General features: G+C 73.2%; 14 protein-coding genes. 7 read left to right on the top strand and 7 right to left on the bottom strand.

Going from position 1 to position 14,716, the window contains the following annotated elements; all coding sequences use genetic code 11:
* Positions 1-81 precede the first annotated feature (81 nt).
* On the top strand, positions 82-1,359 hold the full coding sequence (locus QP089_RS10670; RefSeq protein WP_285911335.1) for a sensor histidine kinase: 1,278 nt from the start codon (positions 82-84) through the stop codon (positions 1,357-1,359).
* A 44-nt stretch (positions 1,360-1,403) separates the two neighbouring features.
* On the opposite strand, the gene QP089_RS10665 is transcribed toward QP089_RS10670, so the two are convergent.
* Complete coding sequence (locus tag QP089_RS10665; RefSeq protein ID WP_285911334.1) at positions 1,404-2,000, bottom strand: GtrA family protein; 597 nt, start codon at positions 1,998-2,000, stop codon at positions 1,404-1,406.
* 300 nt (positions 2,001-2,300) lie between these two features.
* Here QP089_RS10665 and QP089_RS10660 point away from each other — a divergent pair, with 300 nt between their 5' ends.
* Positions 2,301-3,494: a 5-(carboxyamino)imidazole ribonucleotide synthase gene (locus QP089_RS10660; protein ID WP_285911333.1), complete on the top strand. Its 1,194-nt coding sequence runs from the start codon at positions 2,301-2,303 to the stop codon at positions 3,492-3,494.
* Between the two features lie 50 nt (positions 3,495-3,544).
* Complete coding sequence (gene purE, locus QP089_RS10655) at positions 3,545-4,036, top strand: 5-(carboxyamino)imidazole ribonucleotide mutase (protein WP_285911332.1); 492 nt, start codon at positions 3,545-3,547, stop codon at positions 4,034-4,036.
* Positions 4,037-4,060: 24 nt separating this feature from the next.
* Here purE and QP089_RS10650 read toward each other — a convergent pair whose 3' ends face one another.
* Together QP089_RS10650 and QP089_RS10645 are read right to left on the bottom strand one after the other, a co-directional pair.
* Positions 4,061-4,480, bottom strand: coding sequence for a CoA-binding protein (locus tag QP089_RS10650; RefSeq protein WP_285911331.1), 420 nt, complete (start codon positions 4,478-4,480; stop codon positions 4,061-4,063).
* Positions 4,481-4,522: 42 nt separating this feature from the next.
* Positions 4,523-5,857 carry a UDP-glucose dehydrogenase family protein gene (locus QP089_RS10645; RefSeq protein ID WP_285911330.1) on the bottom strand — a complete coding sequence of 445 codons (1,335 nt, stop codon included), beginning with the start codon at positions 5,855-5,857 and terminating at the stop codon, positions 4,523-4,525.
* 114 nt (positions 5,858-5,971) lie between these two features.
* Between QP089_RS10645 and QP089_RS10640 the strand changes: the two genes are divergently transcribed.
* Together QP089_RS10640 and QP089_RS10635 are read left to right on the top strand one after the other, a co-directional pair.
* Positions 5,972-7,141, top strand: a complete 1,170-nt coding sequence (locus tag QP089_RS10640; protein WP_285911466.1) for an acyl-CoA dehydrogenase family protein — start codon at positions 5,972-5,974, stop codon at positions 7,139-7,141.
* 104 nt (positions 7,142-7,245) lie between these two features.
* Complete coding sequence (locus tag QP089_RS10635; protein ID WP_285911329.1) at positions 7,246-7,659, top strand: hypothetical protein; 414 nt, start codon at positions 7,246-7,248, stop codon at positions 7,657-7,659.
* Between the two features lie 5 nt (positions 7,660-7,664).
* On the opposite strand, the gene QP089_RS10630 is transcribed toward QP089_RS10635, so the two are convergent.
* On the bottom strand, positions 7,665-8,600 hold the full coding sequence (locus QP089_RS10630; protein WP_285911465.1) for a sigma-70 family RNA polymerase sigma factor: 936 nt from the start codon (positions 8,598-8,600) through the stop codon (positions 7,665-7,667).
* A 100-nt stretch (positions 8,601-8,700) separates the two neighbouring features.
* Here QP089_RS10630 and QP089_RS10625 point away from each other — a divergent pair, with 100 nt between their 5' ends.
* A complete protein-coding gene (locus QP089_RS10625) occupies positions 8,701-10,101 on the top strand; it encodes a DHA2 family efflux MFS transporter permease subunit (RefSeq protein WP_285911328.1) in 1,401 nt (466 codons plus the stop codon).
* A 60-nt stretch (positions 10,102-10,161) separates the two neighbouring features.
* On the opposite strand, the gene QP089_RS10620 is transcribed toward QP089_RS10625, so the two are convergent.
* The 3 genes from QP089_RS10620 to QP089_RS10610 all read right to left on the bottom strand — a co-directional run bounded on the left by QP089_RS10620 (position 10,162) and on the right by QP089_RS10610 (position 13,300).
* On the bottom strand, positions 10,162-10,656 hold the full coding sequence (locus QP089_RS10620; RefSeq protein ID WP_285911327.1) for a hypothetical protein: 495 nt from the start codon (positions 10,654-10,656) through the stop codon (positions 10,162-10,164).
* 104 nt (positions 10,657-10,760) lie between these two features.
* Positions 10,761-11,576 (bottom strand): thioesterase family protein, encoded by an 816-nt coding sequence (locus tag QP089_RS10615; protein WP_285911326.1) that lies wholly within the window; start codon positions 11,574-11,576, stop codon positions 10,761-10,763.
* A gap of 50 nt (positions 11,577-11,626) precedes the next feature.
* Entirely contained in the window at positions 11,627-13,300 is a 1,674-nt protein-coding gene (locus tag QP089_RS10610) for an LCP family protein (protein WP_285911325.1), read from the bottom strand.
* A 258-nt stretch (positions 13,301-13,558) separates the two neighbouring features.
* Between QP089_RS10610 and QP089_RS10605 the strand changes: the two genes are divergently transcribed.
* Complete coding sequence (locus QP089_RS10605; protein WP_285911324.1) at positions 13,559-14,626, top strand: glycosyltransferase family 2 protein; 1,068 nt, start codon at positions 13,559-13,561, stop codon at positions 14,624-14,626.
* Positions 14,627-14,716: the final 90 nt, after the last annotated feature.

Genomic DNA, 14,716 nt, shown 5'->3' with positions numbered 1-14,716 from the left:
CGGCCGCGCGGTCAGCCCCCGGGCCTTCCCGAGAGGCCCGGGGCGCCCCGCCCGGGCGTGGCCCCACCATAAGGAGCCCAGATGAGGCGCCGACTCCTCCTGTCGACGCTCGCGGTGGCGGTGGTCGCGATCCTGTTGCTCGGCATACCCCTCGCCTACGCCGCCCACAAGCTCATCTACGAGGAGGCCGGGCAGTCCCTCGACCGGGAGGCGTCCGCCATCGCCGGCGGCGTCGCCTACACGCTCGAGGCGCGCCAGCCCGTCACCGGCGCCGCGATCGCGCGGGAGTACCCCGGGCGGTACATCGCGGTGACCCTGCCGGACGGCCGCGCCGTCGAGGCGGGGCCGCGTCCCGCGCAGGGCGCGCGGCGGCTCACCGCCGCCGCGTCCGGGCAGGGCGTGCGGGTGCGGATGTCGCGGCCCGCCTCGCAGCTGAAGGACCGGGAGCTGCGGCTGCTGCTGCTCATCGGCAGCCTCGCGCTGCTCGGCGTCGCCGTCACGGTCGGCCTGGCGATGGTCCAGGCCCGCAAGCTGACGCTGCCGCTGCAGGACCTCGCCGAGACCGCCGACCGGCTCGGTACCGGCAACGCCCGGCCGCGCCGGCGCCGCTACGGCATCCCGGAGGTCGACCGGGTCGCCGAGGTGCTGGACCGCAGCGCCGTCCGCATCGCCGACCTGCTCGCCTCCAGCCGCGAGTTCGCCGCCGACGCCTCGCACCAGCTGCGCACCCCGCTGACCGCGCTGTCCATGCGGCTGGAGGAGATGATCGAGGCCGCCGACTACCCCGACGTCGTCCGGGAGGAGGGCGCCGCGGCCGTCGCGCAGACCGAGCGGCTCGTCGCCGTCGTCGAGCAGCTGCTCGCCCGCGCCCGGCACGACCGCACCGGCGGCGCCGTCGCGTCCCCGATCGACGACATCATCCGCCAGCAGGTGGAGGAGTGGCGGCCGATCTTCCGGCGGGACGGCCGGGACGTGCGGATCGTCGGCGAGCAGGGCCTGGTCGGCATGACCAACCCCGAGGGGCTGTCGCAGATCGTCGCGACGCTGCTGGACAACTCGCTGATGCACGGCGCCGGCACCGTCACCGTGCACACCAAGCCGGGCGCCAGCTCGGTCGTGGTGGAGGTCGGCGACGAGGGGCCGGGGATCCCGCCGGAGCTGGAGCCGCGGATCTTCGAACGCAGCGTCAGCGGCGGCCGCGGCACCGGCCTCGGCCTGTACCTGGCCCGCTCGCTGGCCGTGGTGGACGGCGGGCGGCTGGAGCTGCTGCAGTCCCGTCCGGCGGTGTTCGGGGTGTTCCTGCGGGAGGCCGCCGAGGCCCGGCTGGCCGGGGAGCGCGTCGTCCTGGGGCCCGCCTGACCGCCGGGCCGTCAGGCGGGCGGGCCGTCAGGGGAACCGGGTCGTCAGGAGAACTGGGCGTAGTCGCCCGCGGTGTCCTGGTCGAGCGGGTGCCCGAACCGGCCGGGCGCGTCGGGCCGCGCGGCCGGGAAGGGCCTGCTGCCCGCGGCGTGCACCCCGGGCGGCTCGGGCGCCTCCGGCAGCCCGGACGCCGGGTCGACCGGCGGCGCGCTGGCGGGCAGGAACACCCACTTCTTGTACGACCAGAAGCGGAACAGCGTGGCGACGGCGGTGCCGACCACCAGCGAGATGTTGTACGGGATCGCGCCCGTCAGCCCCAGCACGTAGTGGGTGAAGCCGATGAACATCTCCGTGATCACCAGGCCGACGCCGTTCAGCGCGAAGAACAGCGCGTACTCGCGGCCGAGGCCGGTGCGGTCGCGGTGCCGGAACGTCCAGTACCGGTTCGCGAGGTAGGCGAACGTCGTCGCGACGACGGTGGCGACGCCGTTGGAGGTCAGCGGGCCCATGCCGAGGCCGCTGTTCATCCCGTTGCCGATGCCGACCGTGATCACGAAGGCGATCGCGCCCACGCTGCCGAACTGGGCGAGCTCGCGCAGCAGGTGCGCGAAACGCCGGTTGAGAGTGGCGACCAGGCTCACGAAGGGGAACCGTCCTTCCGGACCTCGGCTGGTGGTGCCGCGGCCGATGGCGCGGCGGCTGCTGCGGGAGCACAACGAGAATAGACGCCCCCGGCCCCCGCGACGTCGGAACATGAACGTTCGGGGTTTTCCTCGCGTTCCCTGCCCCGGGTCCGGAGATCCACACACCCTACGACGCCCGGAACGGGTGATTCGTTCGGGTCGGGGGGCCGATAGCCTTCTGACGTGAGCATTCCAGGTCGCGACCCATCGAACGGGGACGGTTCCCGGCGCCCCGCGGACCGGTCTCCCCGGCGTGACATGCCCGTCGTCGGAATGGCGGGAGGCGGCCAGCTGGCGCGGATGACCCAGCAGGCCGCCATCGCCCTCGGCGTGCCGCTGCGCGTCCTCGCGGGCTCGGCGGGCGAGTCGGCGGCGAAGGTCGTCTCGGACGTGCGGGTCGGCGACGACCGCGCCCTCGACGACCTGCTGGCGTTCGCCGAGGGCTGCGCCGTGGTGACGTTCGACCACGAGCACGTCCCCGGCCCGCACATCGCGAAGCTCGAGGAGTCCGGGACGCCGTGCCGGCCGGGCTCGGCGGCCCTCGCGCACGCCCAGGACAAGCTGGTCATGCGCGAGCGGCTCAGCGCGTCCGGCCTGCCCTGCCCCGCCTTCGCGCCGCTGCCGGCGACCGCGCCGATGCCGGCGCTGGAGGCGTTCGGGCACGAGCACGGCTGGCCGCTGGTGCTGAAGGCCACCCGCGGCGGCTACGACGGCAAGGGCGTCTGGGTCGTGGACAGTCTTGACGTCGAGACGGTCGAGCTGGTCGAGCGGCTCGTCGGCGGGGGCGTCGAGCTGATGGTCGAACAGCACGTTCCGTTCCGCCGGGAGCTGGCCGCGCTCGTGGCGCGCTCCCCGTACGGGCAGGGCGCCGCGTATCCGATCGTGGAGACCGTCCAGAAGGACGGGATCTGCGTCGAGGTGATCTCGCCGGCGCCGGGGCTGTCCGGCGAGCTGGCCGCCGAGGCGCAGAGCCTGGCCCTGCGGATCGCCGACGAGCTCGACGTCGTCGGGCTGCTCGCGGTCGAGCTGTTCGAGACCGAGGCGCCGCGGACGGGCCGCCAGGGCAGCGGCCGCGGGCTGCTGGTCAACGAGCTGGCGATGCGCCCGCACAACTCCGGGCACTGGACGATCGAGGGCGCCCGCACGTCGCAGTTCGAGCAGCACCTGCGCGCCGTCCTGGACCTGCCGCTCGGCTCCACCGAGCCCACCGCCCCCTACACGGTGATGGCGAACGTCCTCGGCGGCGACGACCCGGACGTCTACTCCCGCTACATCCACGTGATGGCGCACGACCCGGGCGTCAAGGTGCACATGTACGGCAAGGAGTCCCGCCCCGGACGCAAGATCGGGCACGTCACGGTGCTCGGCGACGACCTGGCCGACCTGCGGGAACGGGCCCGCCACGCGGCCGACTTCCTGCGCTGGGGCCCGGCGATGAAGGACAGGACATGAGCGGAGCGAACCGGGGGGCGTGGGGGGTCGTCCCCCCACAGGAGGAACGCATGAGTCCGCTGGTCGGTGTGGTGATGGGCAGCGACTCCGACTGGCCGGTCATGAAGGCCGCCGGGGAGGCGCTGGAGGAGTTCGGCGTCCCCTACGAGGCCGACGTCGTGTCCGCGCACCGGATGCCGCACGACATGATCGCCTACGGCGAGCGAGCCGCCGGGCGCGGGCTCCGCGCGATCATCGCGGGCGCGGGCGGCGCCGCGCACCTGCCCGGCATGCTCGCCTCGGTGACGCCGCTGCCGGTGATCGGCGTGCCCGTCCCGCTGAAGTACCTCGACGGCATGGACTCGCTGCTGTCGATCGTGCAGATGCCCGCCGGCGTCCCGGTCGCGACGGTCGCGGTCGGCGCCGCCCGCAACGCCGGGCTGCTGGCCGTCCGGATCCTCGCCGCGTCCGACGAGGGCCTCCAGGCGAAGATGAAGGACTTTCAGCAGTCGCTGTACGACCAGGCCAAGGCGAAGGGCGAGCGGCTCCGAGAGAGCCTCTGAGTCGCGTCGGCGGGGTGGGGCCCGTCAGTGCCGGCGGGCCCACTCCACGGCGGGGCAGCGGTCCATGACCACGTCGAGCCCGGCGTCCTTGGCGCGCCGGGCCGCCGCTTCGTCGACCACGTCCAGCGGCAGCCACACGGCCTTCGCGCCCGCCGCGATCGCCTCGTCGACGACGGCCCCGGCGTGCTCGGAGCGCCGGTACACGCCCACGACGTCCACCTCGGAGGCGTCCGGCACGTCGGCCAGCGAGGCGTAAGCCCGCTCGCCCAGCACGCTGCTCCCGGACGGATGCACCGGGACGATCCGCTTGCCGCGCCGCTGCAGCAGCCGCGCCTGGTTGTAGACCTCGCGGGACGGGTTGTCGCCGAGCCCCACGAACGCCCACGTCCTGGACTCGCTGAGCAGCCGGTCGATCACGTCCGCGTCGGCGTATGAATCACCCATGTCTCGCACAACATCCCCTTGCGGTCGATCGTTCCCGCGCGGTCAGGGGCGGCCGAGGGCCCGGTAGTTCCAGCCCGCGGCGCGCCAGCGCTCGGGGTCGAGGGCGTTGCGGCCGTCCACGATGTTGCGCTCGGCCACGACCTGCGCGACGGCCGTGGGCTCCATGTCGCGGAACTCCTGCCATTCGGTCAGGAGCAGCACCACGTGCGCGTCGCGCACCGCGTCCAACGCGGACCCGCCGAAGTCCAGGGACGGCTGGGCGCGGCGGGCGTTCGGCATCGCGCGCGGGTCGTAGACGGTGACCTTCCCGCCCTGCGCCCGGATGGAAGCCGCCACGTCCAGGGCGGGCGAGTCGCGCACGTCGTCGGAGTTCGGCTTGAACGCCGCGCCGAGCACCCCGACCGTCCGGTCGGCGAACGAGCCGCCGAGCAGCTGCCGGGCGAGGTCCACCATCCGGATGCGGCGCCGGATGTTGATCTCGTCGACCTCGCGCAGGAACGTCAGCGCCTGGTCGGCGCCGAGCTCCCCGGCCCGGGCCATGAACGCGCGGATGTCCTTGGGCAGGCAGCCGCCGCCGAACCCGAGGCCGGGACCGAGGAACCGGCCGCCGATCCGGTCGTCGTACGACAGCGCCTCCGACAGCTTGGTCACGTCCGCGTGGGCCGCCTCGCAGACCTCGGCCATCGCGTTGATGAAGGAGATCTTGGTGGCCAGGAACGCGTTCGCCGACACCTTGACCAGCTCGGCGGTGGCGTAGTCGGCGGTGAGGAACGGCGTGCCGGCGGCGATCATCGTCCGGTAAAGCTCGCGCAGCACCTTCTCGGCGTGTTCGGCGGCGCCCTGCTCGGCGGGCAGGCCCGCGACGATCCGGTCCGGGCGCAGGGTGTCCTCGACGGCGAAGCCCTCGCGCAGGAACTCGGGGTTCCACGCCAGCACGGCGTCGCCGCCCACCGGCGCGGTCCTGGCGACCGTCTCGGCCAGCCGCGCCGCCGTCCCGACCGGGACCGTCGACTTGCCGACGATCAGGCAGGGCCGGTGCAGCAGCGGCGCGAGCGCGCCGATCGCGGCGTCCACGTAGGTCAGGTCGGCGGCGTACTCGCCGGGCTTCTGCGGGGTCCCCACGCACAGGAAGTGGACGTCGCCGAACTCGGCGGCCTCCTCGTAGGACGTGGTGAACCGCAGCCGCCCGCTGTCCAGCCCGCGGCGCAGCACCGGTTCCAGGCCGGGCTCGTAGAAGGGCAGGTCCCCGGCGGCGAGCCGGGCGATCTTCCCCTCGTCGGCGTCCAGGCCGAGCACGTCGAAGCCCAGGTCGGCCATGCAGGCCGCGTGGGTGGCGCCGAGGTAGCCGGTTCCGATGACCGTCAGCCGCTGGGTCAAGGCGGGCTCCTTCCGGTGTCGCTGCCGCCGTCGCGCCCTAGTGAACCTTCCCCGAAGCACGCTCGGGTACCGGCGGCGGCCGAGCGCAGTCTACTGGCCGGTAGCATCTGCGGTATGAGCCATGACTTTCCCGCGTACGCGCCGTCGGAGGAGCACGAGTTGCTGCGGGCGACGGTGCGTGAGTTGGCGGATGCCAAGATCGCGCCGTTCGCGGCGGAGGTGGACGAGGACTCGCGTTTCCCGCAGGAGGCCCTGGACGCGCTGGTGGCCAATGACCTGCATGCGGTGCATGTGCCGGAGTCCTATGGGGGTGCGGGCGCGGACGCGCTGGCGACGGTGATCGTGATCGAGGAGGTCGCGCGGGCGTGCGCGTCCTCGTCGTTGATCCCGGCGGTGAACAAGCTGGGCACGGTCCCGGTGCTGCTGGCGGGCTCGGAGGAGCTGAAGAAGCGGTATCTGGCGCCGGTGGCGCGCGGTGAGGCGATGTTCTCCTACGCCCTGTCGGAGGCCGATGCGGGGTCGGATGCGGCCGGGATGAAGACCCGCGCGGTGCGTGACGGCGAGCACTGGGTGCTCAACGGCGCCAAGATGTGGATCACCAACGCGGGGGTGTCGCAGTACTACACGGTGATGGCGGTCACCGATCCGGCGGCGGGGGCGCGGGGGATCTCGGCGTTCGTGGTGGACAAGGCCGATGCGGGGGTGTCGTTCGGGGCCAAGGAGCGCAAGCTGGGGATCAAGGGGTCGCCGACCCGGCAGGTGATCTTGGAGGATGTGCGGATCCCGGCCGATCGGATGATCGGTGCCGAGGGCACCGGTTTCAAGACCGCGCTGGCCACGCTGGATCACACCCGGATCACCATCGCCGCCCAGGCGCTGGGCATCGCCCAGGGCGCACTGGACTTCGCCCTCGGCTATGTCAAGGAACGCCGGCAGTTCGGTAAGCCGATCGCTGATTTCCAGGGTGTGCAGTTCATGCTGGCCGATATGGCGATGCGGTTGGAGGGCGCCCGGCAGTTGACCTATCACGCGGCGATCAAGTCCGAGCGGGCGATGCACGGCGAGAAGATCGCGGACCTGACGTTCGTGTCCTCCGCTTGCAAGGCGCTGGCTTCGGATGTGGCGATGGACGTCACCACCGACGCGGTGCAGTTGTTGGGCGGGTATGGGTACACGCGGGAGTTCCCGGTGGAGCGGATGATGCGCGACGCCAAGATCACCCAGATCTACGAGGGCACCAACCAGATCCAGCGCATGGTCATCGCCCGCCAACTCCTCAAGTAGGCACCAGACCGCCCCCGCGCCCCCGCGTCCAATACCCGGACCGGGGGCGCGCCCGTTATCCCCGATTCGCGTGGGCGCCCGGGGTCTCCGGCTAGCTTCGCCCGGTGACCTCACCCCTCGAAGTCCAGCAGGCGGAACTCGCCGGCCGGCTCGGCCCTCCCATGATCGGCGCGTTCGTCCTCGGCTCCGTCTACCTGCTGACGGCCCTGCCCCTCGCCTTCGCCGCGGTGGCGCTCGACATCACCGGCGCGCTCGCCCCGGCTCCGTTCGCGGCCGAGGCGGCTCCGGTGTTCCTGCTGGGCGGCCCGGAACTGCTGCCCCGCCTGGTGGCCTGGCAGCGCGGGCAGAAGCCGCTCCGGCTGTGGCTGCGGGACCCGGACCGGCGGCGGGCGCTGCTGCCCGCCGCCGAACTCCTGGCCCTCGCGCAGGCGGTCTCCCACGGCCGCGAGGACGATCCGCGCATCGTGCCGATCGCCGAAGGGCTGCGCGGCCTCGCCGCCGGGGCGTTTGGTGGGTGAGGGGGTCACAGGCGGGCGGGGAGGCCGAAGCGGGTGGTGACGAGGACGGGGTCGTGGAAGGCGGTCACGGCGGCGATGGCGGGGCCGCGCAGGGTGACGACCTGGATGGCGAAGGCCTCGCCGTTCAGGTACATCGCGAAGCCCGGCTGCCCGTTCGCCCGGACCGGGACGAGCCGGATCCGCTCCTTGCGGAGCCTGGCCTCCAGCAGCCGGACGACGCTGTCGCGGCCGGCGAACCACGACGGGTTGGGCGGCATCTGCCAGACCGCGTCCTCGGTCAGCATCCGGGCCAGCGCGGGGATGTCGGCCCGCTCGAAGGCGTCGGCGTACCGGTCGAGCAGGTCGCGGCGCTCCGGCTCGTCCGGCTCGGTGATCTCGTCGATGGCCGGTTCCAGCCGGTCCAGCCGGGCCCGGGCGCGCTGCAGCGTGCTGTGCACCGCGGTCGGGGTGAGGCCGAGCGCGTCGGCGGTCTCCTCCGCCGACCAGGCCAGCACGTCCCGCAGGATGAGCACCGTCCGCTGCTGCGGGGGCAGGTGCTGCAGGGCGGCGATGAGGGCCAGCCGCAGCCCGGCCCGTCCGGCCACGATCGCCGCCGGGTCGGCCTGCTCGTCGGCGATCGGCTCCAGCCAGGGGACCTCCGGTTCGCGCGGGCCCAGCGCGTTCGGGTCGGTGGCCGGGCCGCCGAGCCCGGCCGGCAGCACCCGGCGGTTCCCGTTCCGCAGGGCGTTGAGGCAGGCGTTGGTGGCGATGCGGTAGAGCCAGGTGCGCATCGACGCGCGGCCCTCGAAATCCTGGTACGACCGCCAGGCGCGCAGGTAGGTCTCCTGCACGAGGTCCTCGGCGTCCTGCACCGACCCCAGCATCCGGTAGCAGTGGGTCAGCAGTTCCCGCCGGAACGGCCCGGTCAGTCGGACGAACTCGTCATGCGGCTGCTCGATCACGGTCAACCGATACACCTCCTTGCCTGTACAGACCCGCCGGAGCGCCGGATTCATCGGGTTCCGCCCGGCCGATTTCGCGGGCCCGCGGGTCGGTACAGGTATGAACAGGAAATGGGTTCTCGGCCTTACCTCAGCGGCCTCGGTGATGGTGGCGCTGGACGCCACCGTGGTGACGACGGCGCTGAGCCGGATCCGGTTGGATCTCGGCACCTCTATGGAGCAACTCGAGTGGACGGTGAACGCCTACAGCCTGAGCTTCGCGGTCCTGCTGATGACCGGTGCCATGCTGGGCGACCGGTTCGGGCGGCGGGCGGTCTTCACGGCCGGGCTGGGGCTGTTCACGGCCGCGTCGGTGGCCTGCGCGCTCGCCCCGGACGTCGGTTGGCTGATCGCGGCGCGGGCGGTGCAGGGCGCCGGCGCGGCGCTGGTGATGCCGCTGGCGATGGCGCTGCTCAGCGCCGCCTATCCGCCGCCGGAGCGGCCGAAGGCGCTGGGGCTGTTCGCCGGGCTGACCGGGCTCGCCGTGGTCGGCGGGCCGGTGATCGGCGGCGCCGTCACCCAGGGGCTCGCCTGGGAGTGGATCTTCTGGCTCAACCTGCCGATCGGCCTGGTGGTCATCCCGCTGGTGCTGCGCCGCGTCCCGGAGAGCCGCGGCGGCGGTGAGGGCCTGGACGTCGGCGGGCTGCTGCTGGTGACCGGTGCCGCGCTCGGGCTGGTGTGGGGGCTGATCCGCTCGGACGCGTCCGGATGGGGCAGCGCCGAGGTCACGGGCACGCTGGCCGCGGGCGCGGTCTGCGCGATCGCCTTCGTGGCCTGGCAGCGGGCCGCCAGGCGGCCGATGGTGCCGCTGGAGCTGTTCCGGCTGCGGGGGTTCGCGGCGGGGAACGCCGCCGGGGTGTTCCTGTACGCGTCGCTCTACGGGTCGCTGTTCTTCGCGGCGCAGTACTTCCAGACCGCGCGGGGCGACACGCCGCTGGCCGCGGGCCTGCACCTGCTGGCCTGGACGGCGTCCGTCACGATCGTCGCGCCGGTGGCGGGGCGCCTGGTGAACCGGACCGGGGCCCGGCCGCCGGCCGTGCTCGGACTGGCGCTGCAGGCGGCCGGCATGGGCTGGCTGGCGCTCGCCGCCACGCCGTCGGTGCCGTACTGGCAGCTGATCGCGCCGATGCTCATCGCCGGTGCCGGGGTGAGCATGGCGATGCCCGCCGCGCAGGCCGCCGTGCTGAACGCGGTTGCGCCGCAGCAGATCGGCAAGGCGTCCGGCGTGTTCAACACCGGACGGCAGCTGGGCGGGGTGTTCGGCGTCGCGGTGCTGGCCCTGGCGTTCGGCAAGGCCGGGAGCTACGCGGGTCCGGCGCCCTTCTCCGACGGGTTCGCCGCCGCGATCGGCGTCAGCGCCGCGCTCTCGCTCGCCGGCGCCGCCGCGGCCCTCGCCGTCCCGGGCCGCAAGCCCGCGGCCGCCCCGGCTCCCGCCGAACCGGTGCTCGCACCGAACGCCTGATCGCCCGAAAAGGCGAGGCGGCGGTCGCCGGCGATGGCCGGCGACCGCCGCCGCGGCCGGTCAGGTGTGCGTGATCTTGACGATGACCTTGCCGTCCTTCGTCATGTGCGGGCGGAAGGTGAGGCCGTTGATGGTCGAGGACGAGCTGGACCCGGTCCACGAGGCGTCCATCGAGGTGACCATCTTGCTGTCGTGCCCCTGCGCGGTGAAGATCACCCGCGGGCCCTCGGTGCGGACGTCGATGCCGTCCAGGCCGTACTTGGGGTCGAGCGGGATCGTCTGCCCGTCGGCGACCTCGACCTCGCAGTCGGCGTCGCGGCAGGCCTCGAGGTCCGTGCCGTCCTTCGGGGCGCCCTTCTTGTCCTTGGGCGCCTTGCCGGACGGGCTCGCCGGCGCGGGCGACGCGGCGTCCGGCGACGCGGCGGCCGAACTGCTCGGGGACGGCGCGGGCGCCTCCGCGGCGCTGAGCCGGGCGCGCGTCTGCGCGGCGCAGCCGCTCACCGCGAGCGCGGCGACGGCGGTGGTGGCGATCAGGCCGAGAAACCTTGTCGACATCCTGTGGACTCCTGACGGTGACTTCTCTGTGCATGCCTATCGCTACCCAGAGTAGTCGATCAAGAATCCGGCCGACATGCGGGGGGAGTCCCTGTAGCGCCAGGTCAGGAACCCGGCAGTTCGTCCACGATCATGGTCTGCAGGACGCGGCCGAACTCTCCGTGACCGTCGGAGAGCGTCGCCTCGCACAGCGCGCCGCCCTGCGGGCTGACGCTCACCGACGCGCCCATGCACAGCCACTCGCCGTCCGGGTCGCGGTGCAGCGCGACGGTGAGGTCGGTGTTGACGATCAGCCACTTGGACACGTCGAGCTGGCTGCCGACGCCGGACGCGCTGTCGGCCAGCACCAGCGCCCGCACCAGCGGCGTGTCCGGCTCGCCCGCGACCAGCGGGACGCGCGAGCGCGCCCAGGTCGTCCCCGGGCCCGGCTCGAAGAACGTGCCCTCGACCAGGCGCCACTCCATCGCCGACAGGTAGCCGTGCGTGTGCAGGTCGGTCGGTTCGAACGCCGGGCCCTCGCCGGGGAGCGGCGGCGGGGCGGGCGCGTGGACCATGCCGGGGACCTCGGCCGGCGCCCTGCGGATCCGCCAGGCGGTGGCCCGCACGACCGGCCGCCCCTCGTGGGTCAGCTCGCCCTCGAGCAGCGCGATCCGGCGGCCCGGGCGGACGACCCGCGTGGTGATCTCCAGTTCGGCGACCGGGACGGGGGAGAGGATCTCCAGGGTCACCCGCGCGATCCGGGCGCCCGGCGCCGGGTCGGTGCGCTCGAACGCCCGCCCCATCATGCCGGCGACCGGGCCGGCGTGCTGCTGCGCCGGCGACCACGGGCCCGCGGTCGCGCGGGTGCTCGCGAACCGCTCGCCGCCCGCCCGGCCGGCGCCGAGCGGTTCGTAGAAGGCCTGGGGGAAGTCGCCGTCCACCGCCGTGCTCCTCTCTGCGGAACCTCGTCCTAGAACGGCATTCTAGATCGTCAGCGGCAGAGCTTCTCCGTGGCGGTCCCGGTGTCCAGCGCCGCCTCCGACGTCGGCGACGCGCTCGGCGACGGCGAGGCGACCTTCACCTTCTTCACCCCGTCCCAGTCGGCGCCCACCATCACCTGGATCCGCGACCCCAGCGACGAGACCTCCTTCAGCTTGGCGTTCGGGATCGCCGCCGCCAGGGTCTTCGCCGAGTCCTCACGGCCCGGGCCGTACTGGATCTGCGTCCGCTGCAGCCCGCGCCGCGCCACGCCCGGGGCCACCGTGACGTGGAAACCGTCCTTGGACAGCTGCGCGCCCGCGTGCGTCGCCAGCCCGCGCGTGCCGATCGCGTTCAGGACGCGGACGCTGATGTCCTCCGGCGGCACCGTCGGCCCGTCCGACGGCTTCTTCGTCGGCGACGCGCTCGGCTTCGGCGCCGGCTTCTTCTCGCTCAGCGGCTGGTCGTGCCGGATCCGGCCGAACAGGTCGTTGGCCTCCGCCTGGTCCCACTGGACGGTCGACTGCGGCGACGGCGAGTTCCACAGCAGCGCGTTGTAACCCGGATTCGCCAGCGGGACGTTCGCGAACGTCAGGCTGTCGGTCGACAGGTCCTTCATCTGGTCGGCGAGCTTCGGCAGGCTCTTGGCGAGCTCCGGGTCGACCCGCAGCGACTTCAGCGCCGCGTTCAGGAACTTCGTCGACTTGACCGGGTCGCTCAGCGTCTTCGACGACAGCGCCTGCTTCATCATCGACGCCATGAACCGCTGCTGCCGGTCGATCCGGCCGAGGTCGGTGCCGCCGGTCAGCGTGTAGCGGGCACGCGCGAACCCCAGCGCCTTCAGCCCGTCCACGTGCGAGGTGCCCTTCGGCAGCTTCAGCCCGCTCTTCGGATCGTCGATCGGCTGCTCGGTGCACACGTCCACGCCGCCGAGCGCGTCCACCATGTTGACGAACCCGTAGAAGTTCACCTCGATGTAGTGGTCGATCGACACGCCGGTGGCGCGCTTGATCGTGGCCACCGTGAGGTCGGGGCCGCCGAACTGGTACGCCCAGGTCAGCTTGCCCGGACGGGCCGGGACCTGCTGCCCCTTCGCCCCCTCCGACCCGTTCGACCTGTGCGCCGGGATCGTCACGTACGAGTCGCGCGGCAGGCTCACGATCGACACCCGGTCGTGGTCCCTGGACACGTGCACCAGCTCCATCGTGTCGGAGCGCTCGCCCGGGTCGTGGCCCAGCTTCGCCGCCTTCTGCTGCGCCTTCGTCAGCCCCTCGCGCCGGTCGACCCCCGCGACGAGGATCGTCATCGCGCCCTTCGGGCCGTCCTTGCCCTTGCCGAGCCCGCCGACGTCCACCTTGTCGATCGCGCCCGTCACGTAGTTCTGGAACGCCCACGCCCCGCCCGAGGTCAGCAGCACGAACGCCGACATCGTCCCGGTCAGGGTGAGGAACCGCTTCTGCCGGCGGGCGCTCATCGCCGCGCGCGGGCTGATCCTGCGGCCCGGACGGCGCGGCCCGCGCGGACCGTCCACCCGCACCCGCGGCGCCGGCATCCCGTCGATGGTGACGCCCTCGATGTCGCCGTCGTCGTCGGCGGGACCGTCCGCCGCCCCGCCCGCGGGACGGGGCCGGAAGTAGCGCTCCAGCGGATCGGCGTCGCCGCGACCCGAGTCGTGCCCGTCTGCCATGCCGACGCCCGCCTCCCGAAAAGACACTCGTTCTCGCGTGGGTCCCCACCACTCTAAAGTGGGGAACACCCGTCCGTTCGCTACCTGGACGTCGTGTCCTTGCAGTAACGTGGCGCCGTCTTGACCACACCCCGGCGGCCCGCACGCAAACCTGGGTGGCGTGGGCTGCGTCAGACAAGCAAGCGAGAGAGAGGAAGGGGGGCCTCCCTCCGGCCGCGGCACCCCGTCGCCACGGCCGAGGTGCGCCCGCGAGCCCACATGAATCCATCTCCCCACGCCCAGCACACGACCCGGCGCGGAACGCGGCGGAGCACCGGCGGCGAGCGCACCTGGCCCGCGGTGTCGGTGGTCATGCCGGTCCTCAACGAGCAGCGGCACCTGAGCGACTCCGTCCGGCGGATCATGTCCCAGGACTACCCCGGCGAGATGGAGCTCGTCCTCGCCGTCGGGCCGTCCCGCGACCGCACCGAGGAGATCGCCCGCGGGCTCGCCCGCGAGGACCCGCGCATCGTCGTGGTCGCCAACCCGACCGGGCGCACCCCGCAGGGCCTCAACATCGCGATCAAGGCGTCCCAGTACTCGATCATCGTCCGGGTGGACGGGCACTCGCTGCTGCCGCCCGACTACGTCCGCGCCGCGGTCGAGACGATGGAGGAGACCGGCGCCGACAACGTCGGCGGGATCATGGCCGCCGAGGGCGTCACCCCGTTCGAGAAGGCCGTCGCCCGCGCCATGACGTCCCGGATCGGCGTCGGCAACGCCCGCTTCCACACCGGCGGCGAGGCCGGCGAGGTCGAGACCGTCTACCTCGGCACCTTCCGGCGCAGCGCGCTGGAGCGGGTCGGCGGCTACGACGAGACCTTCACCCGCGCGCAGGACTGGGAGATGAACCACCGCATCCGGCAGACCGGCGGGCGGATCTTCTTCACACCGCGGATGCGCGTGACCTACCGCCCCCGGCCGAACCTGCGGGCCCTCGCCAAGCAGTACTTCCACACCGGGCGCTGGCGCCGCGTCGTCGGCCGCGAGCACCAGGGCACGCTCAACCTGCGCTACCTGGCGCCGCCGATCGCGGTGGTCGCGATGGCGGCCGGCGCGGTCGCCGGGGCGTTCGGGTTCTGGCCCGGCTGGATCCTGCCCGGCGGGTACGCGATCGCGATGATCGGCGGCGCCGCCGTGGAGGGCCGCGGGCTGCCGCCGTCGGCCTGGATCCGGCTCCCGCTGGTCTTCGCGACCATGCACGTGACCTGGGGCGTCGGCTTCCTGACCAGCCCGCCCCGGCTCGGCCAGCCGACCCCCGCCAAACCCGGCGAACCGGTCCTGTAGCGGTCAATTCGGCCGATCTCCTCTGAACCCTCGTGCGTTTCCGCACGTCTCAGGGTTAGGCCCGGCGGGATCACGCCCGCCGGAGGCGAG

This window comes from Actinomadura opuntiae (genome assembly GCF_030283205.1).
Classification (GTDB): Bacteria; Actinomycetota; Actinomycetes; order Streptosporangiales; family Streptosporangiaceae; genus Spirillospora.
The sequence above is the reverse complement of the archived record's forward strand: the minus strand, read 5'-3'. Positions and strand labels throughout refer to the sequence as shown.

Excerpts from the sequence above, each read along its gene's own strand:
- QP089_RS10670 (WP_285911335.1), top strand. The coding sequence starts at position 82 with ATGAGGCGCCGACTCCTCCTGTCGACGCTCGCGGTGGCGGTGGTCGCG.
- QP089_RS10660 (WP_285911333.1), top strand. The coding sequence starts at position 2,301 with ATGCCCGTCGTCGGAATGGCGGGAGGCGGCCAGCTGGCGCGGATGACC.
- purE (WP_285911332.1), top strand. The coding sequence starts at position 3,545 with ATGAGTCCGCTGGTCGGTGTGGTGATGGGCAGCGACTCCGACTGGCCG.
- QP089_RS10650 (WP_285911331.1), bottom strand. The coding sequence starts at position 4,480 with ATGGGTGATTCATACGCCGACGCGGACGTGATCGACCGGCTGCTCAGC.
- QP089_RS10640 (WP_285911466.1), top strand. The coding sequence starts at position 5,972 with ATGAGCCATGACTTTCCCGCGTACGCGCCGTCGGAGGAGCACGAGTTG.
- QP089_RS10625 (WP_285911328.1), top strand. The coding sequence starts at position 8,701 with ATGAACAGGAAATGGGTTCTCGGCCTTACCTCAGCGGCCTCGGTGATG.
- QP089_RS10620 (WP_285911327.1), bottom strand. The coding sequence starts at position 10,656 with ATGTCGACAAGGTTTCTCGGCCTGATCGCCACCACCGCCGTCGCCGCG.
- QP089_RS10610 (WP_285911325.1), bottom strand. The coding sequence starts at position 13,300 with ATGGCAGACGGGCACGACTCGGGTCGCGGCGACGCCGATCCGCTGGAG.
- QP089_RS10605 (WP_285911324.1), top strand. The coding sequence starts at position 13,559 with ATGAATCCATCTCCCCACGCCCAGCACACGACCCGGCGCGGAACGCGG.